The following is a 14,823-nucleotide window of genomic DNA, read 5'->3' as shown; positions in this document are numbered from 1 at the left end:
AGCGATTGCGCGCCTTAGCCGGTTCCCGGCCACATCCGGCGCAAAACGCCGTCCTTGCGGATGATGCGGTGGTAGAGCACCGCGGCGATGTGCAAAATCGCAATTGCGCCGAGCGTCAGCGCAAGCTTGCCATGGATGCCGAGCACCTGCTTGGCCGCCGCTTCATTTGGCCCAGCCAGCGCTGGCAGGTTGAACAGATCGAACACGGTGAGCGCCGGAAACAGCGAGACGCCGATCCAGCCCAGCAGCGGGACGACGAGGAGCAACCCGTATAGCAGCCAGTGGACGAGATGCGAGCCGGCCTTCTGCCACCATTCCAGCGTCGGTTCATCCGCCGGCGCGCCATGCAGAAGGCGATAGACCAAGCGCCCTGCCGTCAGCCACAACAGCAGGAATCCGGTAAGCTTATGAGCGCTGTAGAGGCCGTTGGTCAGCCCGTCCCAGAGGTTCAGGACGTTGCCGCGATAGCTCATCGTCACCCCAACCGGGATCATCACGAAGACCGCAACCACGGTGATCCAATGCAGGGTGCGGGCGGTCGCGCTGTAACCGCCGGGCGCCATTTCCGCCGACATCGGCCGTTCTCCGGGTGTTGCCGCAAGGGAAAGCATTCATCCCACGTTCAAGCGTACCAACCTATACGACACTGCTCCGGTCAGGTTCCCGTTTCTCGTTCCCGAGCACTTGCGTGCCATGGAACCGTGCCCTGCCGGGAACGTTGCTGGAAGGGCGAACCAAGAACCCCTATATCCTTTTCCCATGGTGCCTCTGACGCTCCTAGGCCGCTTGCCGGCCCAATCTGACGGACTTCCCGATGCCTGAGTCGCGTACGCTCTTCGGCCCCTCCCTCGAAACTGCGCTCGTGAGGGTGGACCGGGCCATCGCCGAGTTTCGCGCCGGCCGCCCCGTCCTGCTGCGGAACGGTGACCAGCGCGCGCTCGTCCTCTCTGCTGAATTGGCCGAAGAGAGCCTCGTGCAGGGTCTCGATGAGCTGGCTCATGGCGGCGGGCATCTTGTCCTCAGCGGTGCGAGGCTGCGCCGGCTTGGCGCAAAGGGGCGCAGCGAAAGCGGCGTCTTTGCGCTGCCCACGATCGATCTTGGCCGCGTCGAGACGCTCGCCCTAAAGATCGATGCGCGGATGGATGCGCCGATCGCGCCCGCCTCCGGGCTCGACGAGGCCGCGCTGGAATTGGCCCGCCTGTCGCTCGTCCTCCCGGCCGTCGTGGTCGTGCGGGTCGACGCTGCCGACATCGCCGATGAGCCGCTGGTCGAAGTCGCCATCGAAGCTATCAAAGGCTATCGCGCCCAGCAGGCCGCTTCGCTGAAGATCGTCGGTCGCGCGCCCGTGCCGCTCGAAGGCGCGCCGGAGACCGAGTTCGTCGTTTTCCGCGGTGGCGAGGGGCTGCGCGATCAGGTCGCGATCATCGTTGGCAAGCCCGATCTTTCGGGGCCGGTGGCGGTGCGTCTGCACTCGGCCTGCCTCACGGGCGATCTCTTCGGTTCGCTGAAATGCGATTGCGGCGACCAGCTGCGCGAGACCGTGCAGTGGATGGCGGAGAACATAGGCGGCGTCCTGCTCTATCTGGATCAGGAAGGCCGCGGCAACGGCATCTCCAACAAGATGCGGGCCTACAAGCTGCAGAGCCAGGGCTGGGACACCTATGATGCCGACGAGGTGCTCGGCTTCGATCTCGACCAGCGCCATTTCGATTTCGCCGCGACCATGCTGAAGCAGCTTGGCGTCTCCAGCGTCGTGGCGCTCACCAACAATCCCCTGAAGATCAGCGCGATCGAGGCGGCGGGTCTCGAGGTTGCCGCCAGCCAGCGCGTGCTGGGCCGCCCGAACGCCCACAACGTCCGCTACCTCGCCTCCAAGCGCGACCGCGCCGGCCACTTCATCGACATGGACGCGCTGATGGCGCGTGCCGCCCCGACGGATTGACGGTGCATCCGATCGCGGTCAGGCCAGGCTGATGCCGGTGCCGGGGACGACATCATTCGAGCACGATCCGACACGCTGGCCGCTTGCCAGCGTGTTCTGCATCGTGTTTCTCGGCTGGCTGGCCCTGTCCTGGCCCTGGCTCTCCGGCGCCGTCACCATCCCCTGGGACGCCAAGGCCCATTTCCACCCTCAGCTACAATTCCTCGCCGATAGCTGGCATCGTGGCCTGTCCCCCTTCTGGACGCCCTACGTCTTCTCCGGCTCGCCGCAAATTGCCGATCCGCAGTCGCTGATCTTCTCGCCCTCCTTCGCGCTGATCGCCGCGCTCAATCCCGCGCCCGATTTCCGCTGGAGCGACGGAGCCGTTCTCGGAACGCTGCTGGTCGGTGCGCTGGCGATCGTCCTGATCTTCCGTGACCGTGGCTGGCATCCGGCCGGCGCGGTCGTCGCGGCCCTCTCCTTCGCCTTCGGCGCCGCCGCCGCCTGGCGGATCCAGCATGTCGGGCAGGTGCTGAGCCTCGGCTATTTCAGCGTCACGCTCTTCCTGCTCTCCCGTGCGCTGGAGCGCGGCTCGATAGGCTACGGCTTCGCCGCCGGGCTGGTCTCGGGCTTCATGGTGCTCGGCCGCGATCAGGTCGCGCTGATCGGCGTCTACGTCCTCGCCGGTCTCGTCATCGCCGCGATCCTGATGGCGCGCGATCCCTGGCGCGCCTTCCGCGCCAGCCTGTTGCCGCTGCTCGCCGGCACGCTAGGCGCCATTCTGGTCGCCACCATTCCCATCCTCCTGACCGCCTTCATCGCGCAGGAGTCGAACCGTCCCGCGATCGACTTCGTCGAAGCCGGGAAGGGCTCGCTGCACCCCGCGGCGCTGCTCACTGGCCTGATCGCCAATCTCTATGGCGCGGCCGGGCCGCTCGCGGATTTCTGGGGCGCGCCGAGCCCGGCCTGGGAAGCCCGCTTCGGCCCACTCGGGCTCTTCCTCGCCCGCAATATGAGCCAGCTCTATCTCGGTCTGTTGCCGATGGGGCTGGTCCTGACCCTCGGCCTCATCCGCGGCGCGCTCTGGCGGCGCGAGATCGTCGCGCTCAGCGTCGCCGCGCTCATCGTGCTGCTCTATGCGCTCGGGCGTTACACGCCCGCCTTCCGGCTCCTGTTCGAACTTCCCGGAGTGAGCTTCTATCGCCGCCCGGCCGACGCGCTCTTCATCCTCGGCGCTCTCATCGCCATCCTCGGCGGCTATCTGACCCACCTCGTCATGACCGGCACGGCGCCGAAGGCGCGCCCGTGGCAGATCGCCCTGGAAGCGCTGATCTTCGCCGGGGCGCTCGCTCTCGCCCTCTGGCTCGCCTGGACGGTCGGGCGCATCCCGGTCGCGATCACGCCGCTCGTCATTGCGCTGCTCTGCGGGCTGCTCACGCTCGGCGGCCTGGTTGCCGCGCGCGGGCTGGCGCAGCGCGGCTCGGCATTGGCGGCGACCGTCGTACTTGCCGCGATCCTCACCATGGATTTGGCGGTCAATAACGGCCCCAGCGAATCCACTGCCCTGCCGCCGCAGATGTACGACGTGCTGCGGAAGGACAGCGCGAACGAGACCATCGCGCTGCTCAAGCGCGAGACCGCCCGCACTGCCGCTCCCGACCGGCGCGACCGCATCGAGCTCGCCGCCATCGACTTCCACTGGCCCAATGCCAGCCTCGTCCACGAACTCGACAACACGCTGGGCTACAACCCACTGCGCCTCGGCCTCTACAGCAAGGCGACCGGCGCCGGCGACCAGGTCGCCCTGCCCGACCAGCGCACCTTCTCCGCCCTGATGCCGGGCTATCGCTCCCTGCTGGCTGACTTGCTGGGCCTGCGTTTCATCGCGACCGGCGTTCCCGTCGAGCAGATCGACACGCGGCTGAAGCCCGGCGATCTCAAGCAGATCGCCCGGACCAAGGACGCCTATATCTACGAGAACCCGCGCGCCTTGCCGCGCGTCCTGCTGGTCACCGAGGCGCAGAAGGCCGATTTCGACGCCATATTGACGACCGGCCAATGGCCGACCGGCTTCGATCCGCGCCGGACCGTCCTGCTCGACCGCGACCCGCCGCCGCTGGCCACCGGCGCTATCGGGCCGGCCAAGGTTGCGATCCGCGATTACGGCACGACCACGGTGACGCTCGCCGTCGATGCGCCCCGCGGCGGCTATCTCGTCCTCAACGACGTCTGGCACCACTGGTGGCGGGTAGAGGTCGACGATCGCCCGGCGGAGTTGCTGCGCGCCAATGTGCTTTTCCGGGCCGTCGTCGTCCCGCCCGGGAAATCCACCGTTCGCTTCGTCTTCCGCCCGCTCGAGGGCCTCTACGAGGACATCCTCGCACGGCTGCGCAATCACTAGGCTTAGGAACCGCTGCCGTCATTGCGGGGCGGACCGGAGGTCCGAGCCCGGAACCCATGAACACGGCGCTCCCGTCATGGTCGGCCTTGTGCCGACCATCCACGTCTTCCTCGGTCGCGGGTGGTGTTCAAGACATGGATGCTCGCCACAAGGGCGAGCACGACGATTCTGGAACCGCGTCGTGGTCATGGGTTCCGGGCTCAGGCCTTCGGCCTGCCCCGGAATGACGGCGGTGGTGCAACAAGGCCAGCTCGGCCAAGCGTCCACCTGAGGCCCCGCCTCAGGCCAGCGCGCCCATCGCGGCGATCGGCCGTACAGGCAAACCGTCCAGCACCTTGGCGAGCCCGGAAGGATCGACCTCGCCGCCATGCATCGTCTCGTCGCGATGGATGCCGCCGGCGATGAAAAGGCTGTCGAAGCCCATCAGCCTCGCGCCGGCGAGATCGGTCCTGACCGCGTCGCCGATCACCAGGACCTTGCCGGGTTCGACAGGGCGGCCGCCGCGCGCCTCGGCGGCGGCTGCGAGCGCGAGGTCATAGGCCGGCCGATAAGGCTTTCCAGCCCAGGCGACGGTCCCCCCCAGCGTTTCATAGATCGCCGCGAGCGAACCGGCGCAGGGCAGCAGATCCTCGCCGACATGCACGACGAGATCCGGGTTGCCGCAAATGAAAGGCAGGCCGCGCCGGGCGAAGCGCTCGAGCAGCGGCCGGTACTGTTCCGGCGTCTCGGTGCGGTAATCGTTGAGCTCGGTCGCCACGATGATGTCGGCCTGCTCTTCGTCGACCAGCTCGACATCGAGCCCAGCGAAAACCGCCCGGTCGCTTTGCCAGCCGATATGGTAGACGCGCTTGTGATGGCTCTCCGCGATCAGCGCACGCGTGACGTCGCCGGACGTGACGAGCCGGTTCCAGGCCTCGCGCGGCACGCGCTTGGTGTCGAGCAGCCCGGCCACCTGCGTGGACGGCCCGGGGGCATTGGAGAGCAGCGCGACCGTACCGCCCAGCTTCCGGAAGGCGATCAATGCCTCGCAGGCCGGCTCCAGCGCCCAGAGCCCGTCATGAACGACGCCCCAGACATCGCTGATCAGCACATCGTAGCGGGCGAGGAGATCGCCCGCGCGCTTCAGAACGGGAACGGTCATTAGCTCTTGGCCTCGGCAGCGATACGCGCTTCGACCTCGTCACGGCGCGGCAGCGGCGCGACGGCGCCATAGCCCTGCGTCGAGAGCGCCGCGGCGACATTGGCATAGGCGCCCGCCGCGAAGGCATCCCCGGTGCGCAGATATTCGGCGAGGAAGGCGCCGTCATAGCAGTCGCCCGCCCCCGTTGCGTCGATGGCATCGACCTTGATCGGGCGGAAACGCTCCCTGCGCACCGGCGTCGCAACCAGCGAGCCTTCGTGGCCGAGCGTCAGCGCGACGACCCGCGCGCCCAGGCCGAGATAGAAATCGACGATGGCGTCGGGATTGTTGAGCCCGGTGAGCTGCGTCGCATCGTCGAGGCCCGGCAGAACGATGTCCGCCATGGCGCAGGCGGCATGGATGATCGCCCGCGCGCGCGTCAGCGGCCAGAGCTTCAGGCGCAGATTGGTATCGTAGGCGGTGAGAACACCGGCCTTGCGCGCCGTCTCGAAGGCCTCGAACACCGCATCGCAGGCGCTGGTCGAAATGGCCTGGCTGATGCCGGAGGCCTGGATGATGCGGGCCGAGCGGATGAGATCGCGCGGCAGGTCGCGCGATCCGTAGAGGCTCGCGGCCGAACCGGCGCGCAGATAGGAGAAGACGTGGCCGGACGGGCCGTGATCGACGAAATAGAGCCCCGTCGGAGCGGTCGCATGCGTCGAGACATGGGCATCGTTGACACCCTCCCGCTTCCACAGCGCCCGGATCGAATGGCCGGCGCTGTCGTCGCCGAGCGCACCGAGATACCCCACCGATAGACCCTGCCGGGCCGCCGCGACGGCACAATTAGAGGTGTCGCCGCCATGCCCGAACAGGAAGGCCCCGGTCTCCGCCCGGGTGGCGTTGAACTCGCCGAGCGGCTCGCCCAGGCACAAGAGATCGATTTGGCTGTCCGTCACGATTTAAAACCATTCAGGTGGCACCGGCGCGCCGGGAGGCCCCGTCTTCCTAGAGCATCGGGCCGAAAAGTGGAATCCACTTCTCGGAAAAATCCGATGCCCGAACAAAGAGATAGATCGTCGCTTCCGATCCGACAGAGATGCAAGGCGATCTGCAACATCGACGAGGAAAGGGGAAACCGCTTTTCGGTGCTGCCCGGACCGCGCGACGAACGGCGCGGCCGATTCCGCGCTATTCGGCCGCCTCACGCTTCGGCGATAAGCTCATCAGGCGGTCCGCCAGCCGGACGATCTCCTCGCGCAAGGCCGAATTGGCCTGCGCGCCCGATGCCGCTCTGCGCAGGTCCGACATCTCGTCCAGGAGCTGATTTCGATCTTCGCGGGCCTGGCTGAGGGCTCCTTGCAGCGTTTGAAGCTCGGCATGCACAAGCTCGATCTGACCATCCCGTTCGCGCTGACTGTCCTGCAAGGCGGTGATCTCTTCCTGTTTGCGCCGGCGCAGATCGACCAGCTCATCCTTGGCAGCCGCAAGCGCCAGTTCCAGGGCATCCACCCGGTCTTGCAGCGTCTCTTGATCGGCCATCGTCTGCTCCAGCCTCACGCCGAGCTGCCGCGCCTCGACAGCCGCCGCGCTGGCGCGCGCATCGGCCGCTGCCAACCCAGCTTCAGCCTGCTCGGCACGTGCGGAGAAGGCACCGGCCCGCACCTGTTCGCCGTCGCGCTCGCCCGTCATCGTTTTCAATGACGCCTCGCTGCGGCCCAGCGCATCCTCGACTCCCGCCAGTCTCCCGGCAAGCTCGTCGCGCTTGCCCTGGAGGACCATGATCTGGGTGCGGTCCTCCACCAGCGCCAAGCGCAGCTTCGCATGCTCGTCACGGATCCCCGCCAGTTCCGTCTCGCGTTCGGCGAGCAGCTTCTCGATCCGCCCGACCGTCTCGCGTTCCCGCGCGAGCTCGTCGTCGCGCATGCTCAGATCCGCGCCGGTGCCGGTCAGAGCTTGCCGTGTCTCAGCCAGGCTCTGCTCCAGGCTCGCCAGATCCGCGAGCCGCTTCTCCAGCGCCGCGGCCGTTTCGCCATGGCCGGTCTGTTCCTGTTCGAGGGTGCTGCGCGTGTCGCCAAGCTCGGCCCGGGTCGTAGCGAGCAGGTTTTCGAGTTCCGCGATCCGTGTGTCGCGCTCGCCACGCTCGCGCTCCAGCCGGCCGATCGTCATGTCGCGGCGGCCAAGCTCCTGCATCGCCCCGGCCTTGGCCGCAAAGCCACGCTCGGCCTCTTGCTCGACGGAGCGCATGCGCAGGGCGAGTTCGGCGCGCAGATGGTCGCGGTCAGCAGCGATTTCACCCAGGGACAGCGGGAACGCAGCCTCAGCCCGCTTGCGCGCCAGCCGATCGGCACGGCGAGCAAGCGCCGGCACCGCGGCCAGCGCGAGCAGGGCCGCGCAAAGGAAGCCGAGCGCGAACAGCATGGCGGCTTCGATCAAAACCCAGGTCTCCCGAACCAGGCGTGGACACAGGCGATGGCCGAATCTGCCACGCCCGCGCCGCCAAGGCCAGTTCTAGTCACCCGCCCGAGATCGGCGGGCTAGAATGGATTCCACGTCGCCTGCGGCGTGAACTTGAGATAGCCGAGATTGACGCCGAGCCGCCAGCCGACGCCGGTGCGAATCGGCACGATGGTGATGCCCTCCGCCGTCATCGCGGTGAAGCCGAAGCCGCCGATGAAATAGGCCGAGCCGTCGACGCCGGCGAAGCGCTGGTAGAGCGCGTCCACCGCTGGCAGATTGTAGGCCAGCATCATCGTGCGTGCGCCTTCGCCACCGAAGTCGAAGCCGATCGACGGCCCCTGCCAGAACACCCTGCGGTCGCCGGCATTGCGGGTGTAGAGCTGGCCCTCGCCGAAGCGCAGCCCACCGACGAAGGCGCCGGAGGCCTCCTGGCCAAGCACATAGCCATTGGGCTCGCCCCAGCGCCGCACGGCCTCCTCGATGGTGAGCGCAAGACCTCGCGACACGTTGCCGAAGAACTTGTGGCCGGACGTGACCAGCTCGTTCTGCGAGAAGGAGCGCTGCTCGTTGTAGTTCTGCGCAAAAGCCGGGGCCGACAGACCGGTGAGGCCCGTTCCGGCTACGGCGAGACCGCTCTTGATGAGACTGCGGCGGGTCTGGTTCATATGCTAGATCTCCGGACAGAGGGTCTGGCCAGGCCGGACGCCAGAACGGTTTGATCGCCCGGGCTCCCGGCGCCGGCCTCGGTGGCCGGGCAACCTGTTCCGGGCAAGCGCGATGCGGACCGGACGGCGGGCCGATTCTGGGCTATCCGCCGCTCGCACCGGCGTCGAAAAAACGACGTCCGGCGAAAACGAATCATTTCGGTAACCAGTTTGATACGCTGCAAATCTATCCAAGGCGTGAAAATTCCGGAGAGCCGAGCGGCCCGGGATGCGGGATTGCGAGGATTTGTGGGGATGAAGGCCGCAACAAGGCGACGCTGGAGCGCGACCTGCGCCGGCATTGCCATTCTCTTCCTCGTCGTCTCCATGACGTCCGCCAACACCACCTCCGCCGAGCCGGTTGTTCCGGCTTCGACGGGGGCACCGGGGCTGCCAGCCGGTCTGCCCAGCCTGCCCGCACTTGGCAAAGTGATGCAGCGCGACCTGCGCACCGGCCTTGCCATCAACGGCTTCGACCCGGTGTCCTATCGCTTAGGCAATGGGCCCTCGGCCGGCCTCGCGGACCACGAGCTGATTCATGAGGGCATCGTCTGGCGCTTCGCCTCGCAGGCCAATCTCGAGGCCTTCCGCGATGCACCGGGCGTCTACGCGCCCGCTTTCGGCGGCTTCGACCCGACGGGCGTCGCCAATGGCGTCGCTGTCGAGAGCGATCCCAGCCAATACGCGATCATCGGCTCGCGGCTGTTCCTGTTCCGCTCGGCGGAAAACCGCCAGCGGTTCCTGCAGGGCGCCGCGCTCCTGGCCCAGGCCGAAGATCGCTGGAAATCGGTGCTGCGTTTCGTCGCCCGCTGAGGTCTCCGAGAGGCCTTTTGGAGACCCGAGCCCTCATCCTGAGGAGCGCCGCAAGGCGGGTCTCGAAGGGGATGGCCCAGATATCTCCGGAGCCTCCTGGAGCATCCTTCGAGACGCCATTCCCAAGGGAATGGCTCCTCAGGATGAGGGCTCGGGGAATTCTCAAAAAGGCTCTCAGCAGCCGGTATCACCGGCGATGGCCCGCCGCGCCAGCGCCTCGCTCGACGCCGCCACGAAAGGCGGATTGCGGAACTGCCGCTCGCTCACGCCGTAATGCGGCAAGGCGCCGTCAAGCGTCAGCACCACCCCGCCCGCCGCCGAAAGAATGGCGTCGCCGGCCGCGATGTCCCATTCCATGGTCTGGCCACAGCGGACATGGAGATCCGCCTCGCCCGAAGCGATCATCCCGAACTTCACCGCCGACGAGACGGGGATGCCCTTGTGGCAGCACATCGACGCGGCGATGCCGTCGCTGCGGCCGTCGCCATGGAAGCGGCTGACCAGCGCCACCGGCCCGTCGCTGGGCAAGGCACGCACCGCCGCGCGGCGCGCTTCCCCGAGCACGGTGCCGTCGGCGGCGAAATCCTGCACATAGGCGTGCTGGCCGGCGAACCAGAGGCGGCCGATGGCCGGAGCAGCAATCGCGCCCGCGATCGGCCTGCCGTCACAGACCACCGCAATCGCGACGCAGTAGCTGTCGCCGCCGGCCAGGAACTCGCGGGTGCCGTCCAGCGGATCAAGCAGGATGAAGACCTCTCCCGGCGCGACGCTGTCGGCCGTTTCCTCGCTGATGACGGGGAAGCCGGGGCAAAGGCGCGCGAGCGCATCCTTCGCGGCATGGTCGGCAGCCAGATCCGCGGAGCAGACCGGCGAGCCATCCTGCTTGAGCGTCACATCGCGTGCCGCCCGCTTCGCCAGCAGGACGGTCGAACTGATCCTGGCAGCTTCCGCAAGCTTGCGCCCAAGCCCGTCGCAATCGCGCAGGCGGGCATCGTCGCGGCCGATCATGGCGGCCCATCCTTCGAACATTGGCCCGGTATATGGCGATTAACCACATGAAAACCAAGATGACAGCATATCTGGCGGCATTGCCGCCCTACCCTCGGCGCATCGCCATCCCAGGATTTCGCCCCCATGACCGCCATCTCGCTCGACTCGCTCGATCTGGCCGCTCTTCTTTGCAGCCGCGTCTGCCATGACGTGATCAGCCCGGTCGGCGCGATTGTCAACGCTCTGGAGGTTCTCGAGGAAGACGATCCCTCGATGCGCGACTTTGCGCTCGAGCTCATCAAGAAGAGCGCCCGCAACGCCTCCGCCCGCCTGCAGTTCGCGCGCCTCGCCTTCGGCGCAGCCGGCTCGGCCGGCGCGATGATCGATCTCGGCGATGCCGGCAACGTCGCCAACGGCTTCCTGAACGACGAGAAACTGTCGCTCGACTGGGATGCGCCGCGCGCCCTGCTGCCGAAGAACCAGGTCAAGCTCCTGCTGAACCTGCTGGTCATCGCAGCCCAGGCGGTGCCGCGCGGCGGCAAGCTTGTCTCGCGAGCCAGCGTCGAGGGTGAACAGGGCAGCTTCGAGATCAAGGCCACGGGCTCGCATGCCCGCATCCCCGCCCATGTCGAGGAACTGCTCGCCGGCAATGCGCCGGGCGGCACGATCGACGCCCATGCCGTCCAGCCGGTCTATACCGGCATGGTGGCGCGCGCCGCAGGGATGGAGGTTTCCGTCTCGATCGACGGCGAGACCGTGACCATCAAGGCAGCCAAGGCGGCCTGAAACCGAAATCAGTCGACGGGCGATCTCAACCGATCATAAACCCTTCTCGTGCTTTGGTTCCTGGAGGGTTTCGCGTTGAGTGATGTTCCTGCATGGACGAGTTGCTGCAAGAGTTCCTGACCGAGACCGGCGAGAACCTCGATACGGTCGACCGGGAGCTCGTCCGCTTCGAGCAGGACCCGAACGATCGGGATATCCTGCGCAACATCTTCAGGCTGGTTCACACCGTCAAGGGAACCTGCGGCTTCATCGGCCTGCCGCGGCTCGAGGCGCTGACCCACGCGGCCGAGTCGGTGATCGGGCAGTTCCGTGACGGCGCGACGGTGAAGCCGAGCGCCGTCACCGCCATTCTCGAAACCATCGACCGCATCAAGGACATCCTCGCCGAGCTGACCGAGAAGGGGCAGGAGCCGGAGGGCGACGACAAGACGCTGATCCACGAATTGCAGGCTCTGGCCGACCGCGCCAGGGGCGAACTCGACCACGCGTACCCGGCCGAGGAGCCGATCGATCCCGTCGCCGCCTATCTCGCCCGGCATGGCCAGGCTGACGCCAAGGCTGCAACGGACGACATCGTGTTTCGCAGCGCACCGGAGCCGCAGCGCGACCGCAACGGCCGTATCGAAAGCGGCGAAAGTCCCACGCATTCCGAAGATGGCCCGTCATCCCCGCGAAGCGGCGGCCCGGCGACCTTACGGGTCAATGTCGACACGATCGAGCATCTGATGACCATGGTCTCCGAGCTCGTTCTGACGCGCAACCAGCTCCTCGATGTCTCCCGTCAGCAGGAGGACGCCAAGCTCAAGGCGCCGCTGCAGCGCCTCTCGCTGATCACCGCCGAGTTGCAGGACGGCGTGATGAAGACCCGCATGCAGCCGATCGGCAACGCCTGGTCGAAGCTGCCGCGCATCGTCCGCGACCTCAGCACCGAACTCGGCAAGCGCATCGAACTCGTGACCGATGGGGCGGAAACCGAACTCGACCGCCAGATCCTCGACCTGATCAAGGACCCGCTCATCCACATGGTCCGCAACTGCGCCGACCATGCGATCGAGCTTCCGGCGGAACGCCGGGCAGCCGGCAAGCCCGAACAGGGCACGATCCGGCTTTCCGCCTATCATGAGGGCGGCTCCGTCACGATCTCGATCGCGGATGACGGGCGCGGGCTCGATGTCGGACGCATCCGGAACAAGGCCATCGCCCGGGGCCTTGCGACCGAAGCCGAGATCGAGAAGCTCGGCGACGCCCAGATCAGCCGCTTCATCTTCCTGCCCGGCTTCTCGACCGTGGATAATGTGACGGCGGTTTCCGGCCGCGGCGTCGGCATGGATGTGGTCAAGGCCAATGTCGATTCGATCGGCGGGATGATTGACGTCGCCAGCCGTCCCGGCTTCGGCACTACCATCACCATCAAGATCCCGCTGACGCTGGCGATCATCTCCGCCTTGATCGTGGTGGCGGGCAATGACCGCTATGCGATCCCGCAGATCGCGGTGCGCGAGCTCGTGCGGGTGAAGGCGGGGGACGACAACCGCATCGAGGAGATCAACGGCGCTCCGGTCCTGCGGCTGCGCGGACGGCTGCTTCCGATCATTTCGCTTCCCGAGCTGATGGGCGCGCCCAAGGCCGCTGACGGTGAGGGCTTCATCGTCATCACCCAGATCGGCGAGCGGCAATTCGGGATCCTCGTCGACAGCGTCTTCCACACCGAGGAAATCGTGGTGAAGCCGATGTCGAGCAAGCTGCGCCACATCCCGCTTTTCTCCGGCAATACCATCCTCGGCGACGGGGCCGTCGTGCTGATCGTCGACCCCAACGGCGTCGCCAGCCTGGTCGGCGCTGTTCTGTCGGGCGAGGCCGAGGCGAAGCCGCACGCCGCGGCCCCTCATGCCCAGGCCAGCGAGAAGACGACGATGCTCGTCTTCCGCACCGGAGCCGGCAGTCTCCAGGCCCTGCCTCTGTCGCTGGTGACAAGGCTCGAGGAGGTCGACGCCGAGCAGTTCCAGCGGGGCGGCGGCCGCACTTTGCTGCATTATCGCGGGCGGCTCGTACCCGTCACGCCGCTCGCGGAAACGCAGTTGCGCAGCCAGGGCATCCAGCCACTCGTCATCGTCTCGGACGGCGACCTGACCGTCGCGCTTGCGGTCGATGCCATCGTCGATATCGTCGAGGACAGTTTCGACCTCGAAATGGCCGCCAGCCACGAGCGCGGCGTGATCGGCTCGGCCATGATCCGGGGCCGCGCCACCGATATCGTCGATCTCGCCCATTACCTGCCGCTGAACGAACCCGGCTGGTTTGGCGTGCGGCGCAGCTCGGCTCCATCCGCCCGTGTCCTGCTGATCGAACCGTCTGATTTCCTGCGGGAAATGCTGAGCCCGATCCTGAAGGCGTCCGGCCACGTGATCACCATGGCGGCCGATTTCCACCTTGATCCCACTGCAGCCGCCCAGCCGTTCAGCATCGTCCTGCTCGATCTCGATCGGCAGACCGAAGCGGCGTTCGACTTCGCCACCGCGCTGCGGGCGCAGGCCGGCAGCGAGCGCCTGCGCATCCTCGGCCTCACCACTTGCGCGACCCCCGACCTGCACATGCGGGCCGTACAGGCCGGCCTCGACGATATCGTTGCTAAATTCGATCGCCGTGCCCTGCTGAGCGAGCTGAATGCCGGCAGCGCAGATATGAGGCAGGCAGCATGACCCTTCCGGTGCCCGACACGGCGCAGCAGGCGGCGTCGACCAGTTTCGGCGACTCGCTCGACTACGTGACGATCCGCATCGGCGAGCAGTTGCTCGGGCTGCCGATCGGCCGCGTACAGGACGTCTTCATCACCGACCGCATCACGCTCGTCCCTCGCGCACCGAGCGAGATCGTCGGTCTGCTGAATCTGCGCGGACGCATCGTCACGGCGATCTGCCTGCGCAAGCGGCTAGGCAGGATGGTTCCGGAGGCGCAGGGGCAAGGCGAGCTGACGGCGATTGGGATCGACCATCGCGGCGAGGCCTTTGCCCTCATCGTCGACGCCGTCGGCGAGGTGATCCGGCTGGACCGTTCCACCTTCGAGCCGTTGCCCGTTCATCTCGACCGCGTCTGGACCGCGTTGGCGACCGGCGTTCACCGGCTCGCCGACGAGCTCCTCGTCATACTCGATCTCGATGCAGTCCTCGATCTCGACCTTCCCGCCGCGGCCTGAGGCGCGGCCCCAAAGCTTTGGAGACAGACCATGAAGTACTGCCTCGTCGTCGATGACTCAGCGGTAATCCGCAAGGTCGCACGCCGTATCCTGGAAGGTCTTCAGTTCCGCATCGCCGAAGCCGAGGATGGGGCACGCGCCATCGATGCCTGCAAGGGCGAGATGCCCGATGCCGTGCTGCTCGACTGGAACATGCCGATCATGGACGGCTACGAGTTCCTGCGCACGCTGCGCCAGATGCCCGGCGGCAAGCGGCCGAAGGTCGTCTTCTGCACCACCGAGAACGACATCGCCCATATCGCGCGCGCCATGCATGCCGGAGCAGACGAATACATCATGAAACCCTTCGACAAGGAAATCGTGGCGTCCAAGTTCCATCAGGTCGGCCTGCTCTGAGCAGTCCGGCGGGGGCGGATGCCCGATCTCCGTCGGACG

General features: G+C 66.9%; 13 protein-coding genes. 7 read left to right on the top strand and 6 right to left on the bottom strand.

Annotated elements, in window-relative coordinates; genetic code table 11:
- Positions 1–14: 14 nt before the first annotated feature.
- Positions 15–575 (bottom strand): cytochrome b, encoded by a 561-nt coding sequence (locus AC1DEZ_RS04675; protein WP_476778831.1) that lies wholly within the window; start codon positions 573–575, stop codon positions 15–17.
- 239 nt (positions 576–814) lie between these two features.
- Between AC1DEZ_RS04675 and ribA the strand changes: the two genes are divergently transcribed.
- Both ribA and AC1DEZ_RS04665 read left to right on the top strand, forming a co-directional pair.
- The gene (ribA, locus tag AC1DEZ_RS04670; protein ID WP_476778830.1) at positions 815–1,942 is read left to right on the top strand and encodes a GTP cyclohydrolase II RibA; all 1,128 of its coding nucleotides are present in this window, start codon (positions 815–817) and stop codon (positions 1,940–1,942) included.
- A gap of 31 nt (positions 1,943–1,973) precedes the next feature.
- The gene (locus tag AC1DEZ_RS04665; RefSeq protein ID WP_476778829.1) at positions 1,974–4,322 is read left to right on the top strand and encodes a glycosyltransferase family protein; all 2,349 of its coding nucleotides are present in this window, start codon (positions 1,974–1,976) and stop codon (positions 4,320–4,322) included.
- Between the two features lie 280 nt (positions 4,323–4,602).
- On the opposite strand, the gene AC1DEZ_RS04660 is transcribed toward AC1DEZ_RS04665, so the two are convergent.
- From AC1DEZ_RS04660 to AC1DEZ_RS04645, 4 genes are all read right to left on the bottom strand, one after another.
- The gene (locus AC1DEZ_RS04660; RefSeq protein ID WP_476778828.1) at positions 4,603–5,463 is read right to left on the bottom strand and encodes a TIGR01459 family HAD-type hydrolase; all 861 of its coding nucleotides are present in this window, start codon (positions 5,461–5,463) and stop codon (positions 4,603–4,605) included.
- The gene (locus tag AC1DEZ_RS04655) at positions 5,463–6,401 is read right to left on the bottom strand and encodes a sugar kinase (RefSeq protein WP_476778827.1); all 939 of its coding nucleotides are present in this window, start codon (positions 6,399–6,401) and stop codon (positions 5,463–5,465) included. The genes AC1DEZ_RS04660 and AC1DEZ_RS04655 overlap by 1 nt, the downstream gene beginning before the upstream one ends.
- Before the next feature lie 232 nt (positions 6,402–6,633).
- Positions 6,634–7,878: a hypothetical protein gene (locus tag AC1DEZ_RS04650; RefSeq protein WP_476778826.1), complete on the bottom strand. Its 1,245-nt coding sequence runs from the start codon at positions 7,876–7,878 to the stop codon at positions 6,634–6,636.
- 101 nt (positions 7,879–7,979) lie between these two features.
- Positions 7,980–8,567, bottom strand: a complete 588-nt coding sequence (locus tag AC1DEZ_RS04645) for a DUF1134 domain-containing protein (RefSeq protein WP_441511937.1) — start codon at positions 8,565–8,567, stop codon at positions 7,980–7,982.
- 81 nt (positions 8,568–8,648) lie between these two features.
- Between AC1DEZ_RS04645 and AC1DEZ_RS04640 the strand changes: the two genes are divergently transcribed.
- Positions 8,649–9,419 carry a YHS domain-containing (seleno)protein gene (locus tag AC1DEZ_RS04640; RefSeq protein ID WP_476778825.1) on the top strand — a complete coding sequence of 257 codons (771 nt, stop codon included), beginning with the start codon at positions 8,649–8,651 and terminating at the stop codon, positions 9,417–9,419.
- 174 nt (positions 9,420–9,593) lie between these two features.
- On the opposite strand, the gene AC1DEZ_RS04635 is transcribed toward AC1DEZ_RS04640, so the two are convergent.
- On the bottom strand, positions 9,594–10,427 hold the full coding sequence (locus AC1DEZ_RS04635) for a 3'(2'),5'-bisphosphate nucleotidase CysQ family protein (protein ID WP_441511935.1): 834 nt from the start codon (positions 10,425–10,427) through the stop codon (positions 9,594–9,596).
- Between the two features lie 126 nt (positions 10,428–10,553).
- Between AC1DEZ_RS04635 and chpT the strand changes: the two genes are divergently transcribed.
- From chpT to AC1DEZ_RS04615, 4 genes are all read left to right on the top strand, one after another.
- Positions 10,554–11,195, top strand: a complete 642-nt coding sequence (chpT, locus tag AC1DEZ_RS04630; RefSeq protein WP_476778824.1) for a histidine phosphotransferase ChpT — start codon at positions 10,554–10,556, stop codon at positions 11,193–11,195.
- 92 nt (positions 11,196–11,287) lie between these two features.
- The gene (locus AC1DEZ_RS04625) at positions 11,288–13,894 is read left to right on the top strand and encodes a chemotaxis protein CheW (RefSeq protein WP_476778823.1); all 2,607 of its coding nucleotides are present in this window, start codon (positions 11,288–11,290) and stop codon (positions 13,892–13,894) included.
- Positions 13,891–14,388, top strand: a complete 498-nt coding sequence (locus AC1DEZ_RS04620; protein WP_476778822.1) for a chemotaxis protein CheW — start codon at positions 13,891–13,893, stop codon at positions 14,386–14,388. Before AC1DEZ_RS04625 ends, AC1DEZ_RS04620 begins: the two co-directional genes overlap by 4 nt.
- 30 nt (positions 14,389–14,418) lie before the next feature.
- A complete protein-coding gene (locus AC1DEZ_RS04615; RefSeq protein WP_038359309.1) occupies positions 14,419–14,784 on the top strand; it encodes a response regulator in 366 nt (121 codons plus the stop codon).
- Positions 14,785–14,823 lie beyond the last annotated feature (39 nt).

Source organism: Allobosea sp. 10L422, from assembly GCF_056395345.1.
The sequence above is the reverse complement of the archived record's forward strand: the minus strand, read 5'-3'. Positions and strand labels throughout refer to the sequence as shown.